This is a genomic window from Streptomyces spinoverrucosus, assembly GCF_006539505.1.
GTDB lineage: Bacteria > Actinomycetota > Actinomycetes > Streptomycetales > Streptomycetaceae > Streptomyces > Streptomyces spinoverrucosus.
Map to the genome: position 1 here is coordinate 42,672 of NZ_BJND01000065.1, position 6,977 is coordinate 49,648.

Sequence of the window (6,977 nt, forward strand, 5' to 3'; positions counted from 1 at the left end):
CGGAATGCACCTGCACGCCTCGGCCAATCGGTGCACATCCCTTCCCAGCGACAGGTGTGACGCGCAACACTCGCAGGCGCATGACCGTTGCCACCCACGGCCACCGGGCCGACGGAAGTGAGGTCACGTCATGTCCGTGCACGACGAAATGACATCGATGCAGCGCTGCCTGGACGACCTGTCCCGGTCGCTGGGCCGCCTGGAGCAGCAGCTCGGCACCGGCGGGCTCGACATAAGGCGCGTCCGCACCGACTGCGAACACCTGCGCGAGAGCGTCGCACTGCTCCGCGACGCGGCCAGCACACCGGCCGCGCAGCGGCGCCCGGAGCTCGTCACCATCCCCGACACCCCGTACGACAACAGCCTGTGGGTCGACACGGACGACGAGGGACTCGGCGCCCGCGACCGACGCGCTCCCTGAACCGACCCGAGTCCGCAACCGACCGGAGTCACACCTTGGCCACTGGTACGGAACCCACAACCACAGATCCCCATCCCCCCGGCGGCGTCCGGTCGGTCAACCGCGCCGCGATCGCCGCCCCGCATCTGCGGACCGACCGCTGGTGGCTGGCGCCGGCCACCACCGCCGCGGGGCTGCTCGCCTTCATCGTGTACTCGACCTGGCGGGCCTTCGCGAACGCCGACTACTACGCGGCCCCGTACGTCTCGCCGTTCTATTCCCCGTGCCTGGCGGAGAACTGCGAGCCAATGAAGGCGGGCCCCAACTGGGAGATCTTCGGCAGCTGGTGGGGCATCTCCCCCGCGATCATCATCCTGATCTTCCCGCTCGGCTTCCGCCTGACCTGCTACTACTACCGCAAGGCCTACTACCGGGGCTTCTGGGCGTCCCCGCCGGCCTGCGCGGTGGCCGAGCCGCACAAGAAGTACTCCGGTGAGACCCGCTTCCCGCTGGTGCTGCAGAACATCCACCGGTACTTCTTCTACGCCGCGATCCTCGTCGCCGGAATCCTGACGTACGACACCGTGCTCGCCTTCCGCGACGAGAACTACGAGTGGGGCCACATGGGCCTCGGCACCCTGGTGTTCCTCGTCAACATCGTGCTGATCTGGGCGTACACGATCTCCTGCCACTCCTGCCGGCACATCGTCGGCGGCAAGCTCAAGCACTTCTCCAAGCACCCGGTGCGCTACCGGATGTGGCAGTGGGTGGGGAAGCTGAACGCCCGTCACATGATGCTCGCCTGGACGTCGTTGGTGAGCGTGGCGCTCGCCGACTTCTACGTCTATCTCGTCGCGTCCGGTGTCTTCGACGATCCGAGGTTTTTCTGATGTCCGTGGTGGAGCGACAGGAGTGGGACGTCGTCGTGGTCGGCGCGGGCGGCGCCGGACTGCGGGCCGCCATCGAGGCACGCGAGCGCGGGGCCCGTACGGCCGTGATCTGCAAGTCGCTGTTCGGCAAGGCGCACACGGTGATGGCGGAGGGCGGTATCGCCGCCGCGATGGCCAACGCCAACCCGCACGACAACTGGCAGGTGCACTTCCGCGACACGCTGCGCGGCGGCAAGTTCCTCAACCAGTGGCGGATGGCCGAGCTGCACGCCCAGGAGGCCCCGGACCGGGTGTGGGAGCTGGAGACCTGGGGCGCCCTGTTCGACCGTACGAAGGACGGCCGGATCTCGCAGCGCAACTTCGGCGGCCACGAGTACCCGCGCCTCGCCCACGTCGGCGACCGCACCGGCCTTGAGCTGATCCGCACCCTCCAGCAGAAGATCGTCGCGCTCCAGCAGGAGGACTTCAAGGAGACCGGCGACTACGAGTCCCGGCTGAAGGTGTTCCAGGAGTGCACGGTCACCCGCGTCCTCAAGGACGGCTCCCGGGTGAGCGGTGTCTTCGCCTACGAGCGCGAATCGGGCCGTTTCTTCGTGCTGGAAGCCCCGGCCGTGGTGATCGCGACCGGCGGCATCGGCAAGTCGTTCAAGGTCACGTCGAACTCGTGGGAGTACACCGGCGACGGCCACGCGCTGGCGCTGCTGGCGGGCGCGCCCCTGCTGAACATGGAGTTCGTGCAGTTCCACCCGACGGGGATGGTCTGGCCGCCCTCGGTGAAGGGCATCCTCGTCACGGAGTCCGTCCGCGGCGACGGCGGCGTGCTGCGCAACTCCGACGGCAAGCGGTTCATGTTCGACTACATCCCGGACGTCTTCAAGGAGAAGTACGCCGAGACGGAGGACGAGGCCGACCGCTGGTACGACGACCCGGACAACAACCGGCGTCCCCCCGAGCTGCTCCCCCGCGACGAGGTCGCCCGGGCCATCAACGCCGAGGTCAAGGAGGGCCGGGGCTCCCCGCACGGCGGTGTCTTCCTGGACGTGTCGACGCGGATGCCCGCCGAGGTGATCAAGCGCCGGCTGCCGTCGATGTACCACCAGTTCAAGGAGCTGGCCGACGTCGACATCACGGCCGAGGCGATGGAGGTCGGGCCCACCTGCCACTACGTGATGGGCGGCATCGCCGTCGAGTCCGACTCGGCGGCGGCGCGCGGAGTGCCGGGGCTGTACGCGGCCGGTGAGGTGGCGGGCGGCATGCACGGCTCCAACCGGCTCGGCGGGAACTCGCTCTCCGACCTGCTGGTGTTCGGGCGCCGGGCGGGACTGCACGCCGCCGAGTACGCGGCCGGGGTGACGGCGGACCGCCCCCGGGTGCACGACGGCCAGGTGTCCTCGGCGGCGGCGGAGGCGCTGCGCCCCTTCTCCGTCGAGGCGGAGATCGAGGAGCCCGCCGGCGGGCCGCCGGAGAACCCGTACACCCTCCACCAGGAACTCCAGCAGACCATGAACGACCTGGTCGGCATCATCCGCCGCGAGCCGGAGATGAAGCAGGCCCTGGAGAAGCTGGCCGAGCTGCGAGTACGGGCCCGGCGCGCGGGCGTCGAGGGCCACCGCCAGTTCAACCCCGGCTGGCACCTCGCCCTGGACCTGCGCAACATGCTGCTGGTCAGCGAGTGCGTGGCGCGGGCCGCGCTGGAGCGCACCGAGTCGCGCGGCGGCCACACCCGCGAGGACCACCCGTCGATGGACCGCAGGTGGCGCCGTATCAATCTGCTCTGCGGCCTCACCGACCCCACGGGCGGCCTGACGGCCACGGACCCGCTCCGGGGCCAGATCGCCCTCACCCGCGAGACCACCGAGCCCATCCGCCCCGACCTGCTCGCCCTGTTCGACAAGGAGGAGCTGGTCAAGTACCTCGCCGAAGAGGAGCTGTACGAATGAGCAGCTACGAGGCCCGCTTCAAGGTGTGGCGGGGGGACGCGGACGGGGGCGGCCTGGAGGACTTCAAGGTCGAGGTCAACGACGGCGAGGTCGTCCTGGACATCATCCACCGCCTCCAGGCCACCCAGGCCCCCGACCTGGCCGTGCGCTGGAACTGCAAGGCGGGCAAGTGCGGTTCGTGCTCCGCCGAGATCAACGGGCGGCCCCGGCTGCTGTGCATGACCCGGATGTCGGTGTTCGACCGCGAGGAGACGATCACCGTCACTCCACTGCGCGCCTTCCCGGTCGTACGAGATCTCGTGACGAACGTCGGCTTCAACTACGACAAGGCGCGGGAGATCCCGTCCTTCGTCCCGCCGCCCGGCCTCGGGCCCGGTGAGTACCGCATGATGCAGGAGGACGTGGACCGCTCCCAGGAGTTCCGCAAGTGCATCGAGTGCTTCCTGTGCCAGGACACCTGCCATGTGGTCCGCGACCACGAGGAGAACAAGCAGGCCTTCGCGGGCCCCCGCTTCCTGATGCGGGTCGCGGAGCTGGACATGCACCCGCTGGACGCGGCGGCCGAGTCCGGCCTGGACCGCAAACGCGCCGCCCAGGACGAACACGGCCTCGGCTACTGCAACATCACCAAGTGCTGTACGGAGGTCTGCCCCGAGGGCATCAAGATCACGGACAACGCCCTGATCCCGCTGAAGGAGCGGGCCGTCGACCGCAAGTACGACCCGCTGGTCTGGCTCGGCAACAAGATCCGCCGCCGGTCCGCGTCGTCAGGCGGCTGAGGCCCGCAGATATCCCGAGTGCGCGGCCTGCCCGAGGAAGGTGAACCGGGTGTCGGAGGTCATGTGCTTGTCGAAGGCCTCCTTGATGCCCGGCCACTTCGGATGCCCGAAGTCGTCGAGCACGACGATCCCGCCGGGCGCGACGATCCGCTCGGCCCACTCCAGGTCCTTGGCCACCCCTTCGGCGGAATGGTCGCCGTCGACGACGACCACGCCGTAGGCCCGGTCGGAGACGGCGGCGCGCACCTCGGGGTCCTCGGAGAAGCCCTGCTGGATCCGGGCCGCGCCACCGGCCGCGCCCGCCAGCGCCAGATTGCTCCGCACGGCGGCCTCGCGCACCGGCGTGCCCGTCGCATCCGCGCCCATGCTGGTACCGGGCTGGAGCTGCTCACCGGCCAGCGGATCGACGATCGTCAGCCTCGGATCCCGCCCCGCGCGCTCCATCATCCGGATCAGGGCCGCGCCGAACATGCCGTACAGCGTGCCGATCTCCAGGATGTCGTCGTTCGGCGGATCGAGCAGCGGTACGGCGGAGAGCTTGCCGCAGATGTTCATCGTGCCGCCCGCCATACGGCCGACGCCCAGCGCCTCCATCGCGATGACCAGCCGAAACGCCTGCGCGACGGCCCGCTCGGCGTCCGCCCGCTCCCCGGTGAACCGGGTCAACTCCTCGATCAGCCCGTTCAGGTGAGACGCCGACGGCAACCGTGACACACCGCGTCCGGTCCCGTCGAAGAACAGCTCCAGGGGCCGCTGGCGGTTGCGCACCTGCTTCAGCTCCTGGTGCACGGCGCCGTAGGAGGTGCTTCCGAGCACCCGTCTGACCTCACGCTCCACGCGCTGGTCGATCAGTGTCGTGATGGGCCGCAGGGCACGCCGAGCGACCTTGCTGGTGAGTAGTGCTCGCATGAAACGGTGACCCCTCACAGGGATGGCAGAAGTGGCGTGGAACGCAGGACGCCCGGCAGCCACTCCACAACTAACAGGGGAACCCTCGCAGGGAAAGCACATACGACATTTGTCCGACGAACGGATTACATGACAGGACCGCCATATGGGACGGCGAGCGGCGCGAAGTTCCCGTAAGGGATGCGCACCACTCGCGGAGCCGCATTCCTGCTCATACGCTCCGAAATGTGACGCCATCCTCGCTACGCGGCCGACCCCGGCGTGGGACCTCGCACATATCCGTGCGGGTCGCGCACGGGCTGATCGGCGGGGTGGTGGCGGTGCTGTGGCTGCTGTGGCCCGAGCTGACGGCCTCGTGGAGCGGTGACCGTCCGGGCGTCCCGAGTGCGGTGGCGCAGGAGGAGGTGGAGGGGACGGTGGAGGGGACGGTGGAGGAGACGCCCACCGCCGACCTCGTCCTACCGCTCATCGCGCTGGGCACGGCGGCGGTGCTGGCCGTGTACGCCTACATCCGCCGGGCCCGACGGACCCGCACCCGTACGACACCGGGCGGCCTCCCGTCCGCCACGCTCCCCGCCCCCTCCCCTCTGACCGAACTCGACGAACAGGCGCGGGCGTTACTGGTCGAGGCCGACGACTGCGTACGCACCAGCCGCGAGGAACTCGCCTTCGCCGAGGCGGCGTCGGGCCGTGAGGCGATGGATCCCTTCGCGCGGGCGGTAAGGGAGGCGGAGTGGGAGCTGTCGGCCGCGTTCGCGATGCGGCAGCGGTACGACGACGGGGTCCCGTTCGAGGCATCGGCCCGGCGGCAGGCGCTCGCCGGGATCGTCGGGCGGTGCACGGAGGCCGGGCGGCGGCTGGACGCGGAGGCGGCGGGGTTCGACGCGGTGCGGGGACTGGAGCGGGGGATCGAGGCGGCGCTGGAGGTCGCGGAGGCGAGGTTCCGGGAGGTGGCGGGCCGTACGTCGACCGCGGAGGCGACCCTGGAGGAGCTCGGCAGGCGGTACGCGTCCACGGCGGCGGCCCCGGTCGTCGGATTCCTCGAACAGGCCAAGGATCGCCTGGTGTTCACCACCCTCCATCTCAATCAGGCCCGGCAGTCCGCCGACCTGGGCGAGCCCGACCGCGCCGCCGCCCACCTGCGCGCGGCCGAGGGCGCGGTCGCGCAGGCCGCGATCTTCGTGACCGCCGTCGACCGCCTCGCCGGAGAGGTGTCGACGGCCGGGACGCTGATTCCGGCGGCCCTCACGGGCGCGGAGGCGGAGATCGCGGGGGCGCGGAAACGGGTGGCGGAAGGTGCCCCTGCCGCCGACATCCCCCTCGGCGAGCTGGAGTCGCGCATCATGCACGCCGACGCGGTCCTGACCGCCGTACGCGAAACGCTGACCACCGGGCCGTACGACCCCCTCGACACCCTGCGCCGGGTCGTGCGGGCCGTCACGCCGGTCGCGGCGGGGCGGGCCGGGGTGCTGCCGGTGGCCGGTGAGCTGGTCGCCCGGAGTGCCACGGCGGCGGCGGGCGACTTCGTGGCGACGCATCGGGGGGTGGTGGGCGCCGAGGCCCGCACACGCCTCGCGGCGGCACAACGGCTCCTGCCCGAGGAGGCCCTCACCGCGGACACCCTCGCCCGCACGGCCCTGCATCTGGCCGAACAGGACGTCCGTATGCACGGCACGCCGGTTGCTGGAACGGCCCCGCACTCCACCGGCATCGGCGGGGCGCTCCTCGGGGGGATCCTGCTGACCGAGGACTCAACTCCCGGCGCGCCCACGAGCTTCGGCGGGCCCAGGACCCGTGCGCGCCGCAACTTCCCACTCTCGTAACAAACTTCCCGCCCCGTCAGACACAGCCCGTCCCTTTATATGATGATCGGACCTGATGGAGAGTCGGTCCGATGACGCGCGGACGAGCGGGGGCGGTTGAGCGTGATCAAGCCGGAACAGATCCCACAGTTCACCGGTGACCTGGCGCAGTTGGAGACGGACTACGCGGCGCTGAAGACGGACGCGGGGAATGTCCGTACTGCGGGTTCTGATGTGCATTCGCAGTTCCAGGGCTT

General features: G+C 70.2%; 6 protein-coding genes. 5 read left to right on the forward strand and 1 reads right to left on the reverse strand.

Annotated features, from left to right (window positions below):
- Positions 1 to 130 precede the first annotated feature (130 nt).
- From SSP24_RS34000 to SSP24_RS34015, 4 genes are read left to right on the forward strand one after another with little or no spacing between them, the layout of a single operon-like run.
- Positions 131 to 421, forward strand: coding sequence for an Rv0250c family protein (locus tag SSP24_RS34000; RefSeq protein ID WP_141313825.1), 291 nt, complete (start codon positions 131 to 133; stop codon positions 419 to 421).
- A 35-nt stretch (positions 422 to 456) separates the two neighbouring features.
- The gene (sdhC, locus tag SSP24_RS34005; protein ID WP_141313826.1) at positions 457 to 1,290 is read left to right on the forward strand and encodes a succinate dehydrogenase subunit SdhC; all 834 of its coding nucleotides are present in this window, start codon (positions 457 to 459) and stop codon (positions 1,288 to 1,290) included.
- Positions 1,290 to 3,230, forward strand: coding sequence for a fumarate reductase/succinate dehydrogenase flavoprotein subunit (locus SSP24_RS34010; RefSeq protein ID WP_141313827.1), 1,941 nt, complete (start codon positions 1,290 to 1,292; stop codon positions 3,228 to 3,230). The genes sdhC and SSP24_RS34010 overlap by 1 nt, the downstream gene beginning before the upstream one ends.
- On the forward strand, positions 3,227 to 4,009 hold the full coding sequence (locus SSP24_RS34015; protein WP_141313828.1) for a succinate dehydrogenase/fumarate reductase iron-sulfur subunit: 783 nt from the start codon (positions 3,227 to 3,229) through the stop codon (positions 4,007 to 4,009). Before SSP24_RS34010 ends, SSP24_RS34015 begins: the two co-directional genes overlap by 4 nt.
- Here the strand turns inward: SSP24_RS34015 and SSP24_RS34020 are convergent.
- The gene (locus tag SSP24_RS34020; protein ID WP_141313829.1) at positions 3,998 to 4,918 is read right to left on the reverse strand and encodes a class I SAM-dependent methyltransferase; all 921 of its coding nucleotides are present in this window, start codon (positions 4,916 to 4,918) and stop codon (positions 3,998 to 4,000) included. The genes SSP24_RS34015 and SSP24_RS34020 overlap by 12 nt on opposite strands.
- A 227-nt stretch (positions 4,919 to 5,145) precedes the next feature.
- On the opposite strand from SSP24_RS34020, the gene SSP24_RS34025 reads away from it, so the two are divergent.
- Entirely contained in the window at positions 5,146 to 6,741 is a 1,596-nt protein-coding gene (locus SSP24_RS34025; RefSeq protein ID WP_141313830.1) for a hypothetical protein, read from the forward strand.
- The last annotated feature ends 236 nt before the right edge of the window (positions 6,742 to 6,977 follow it).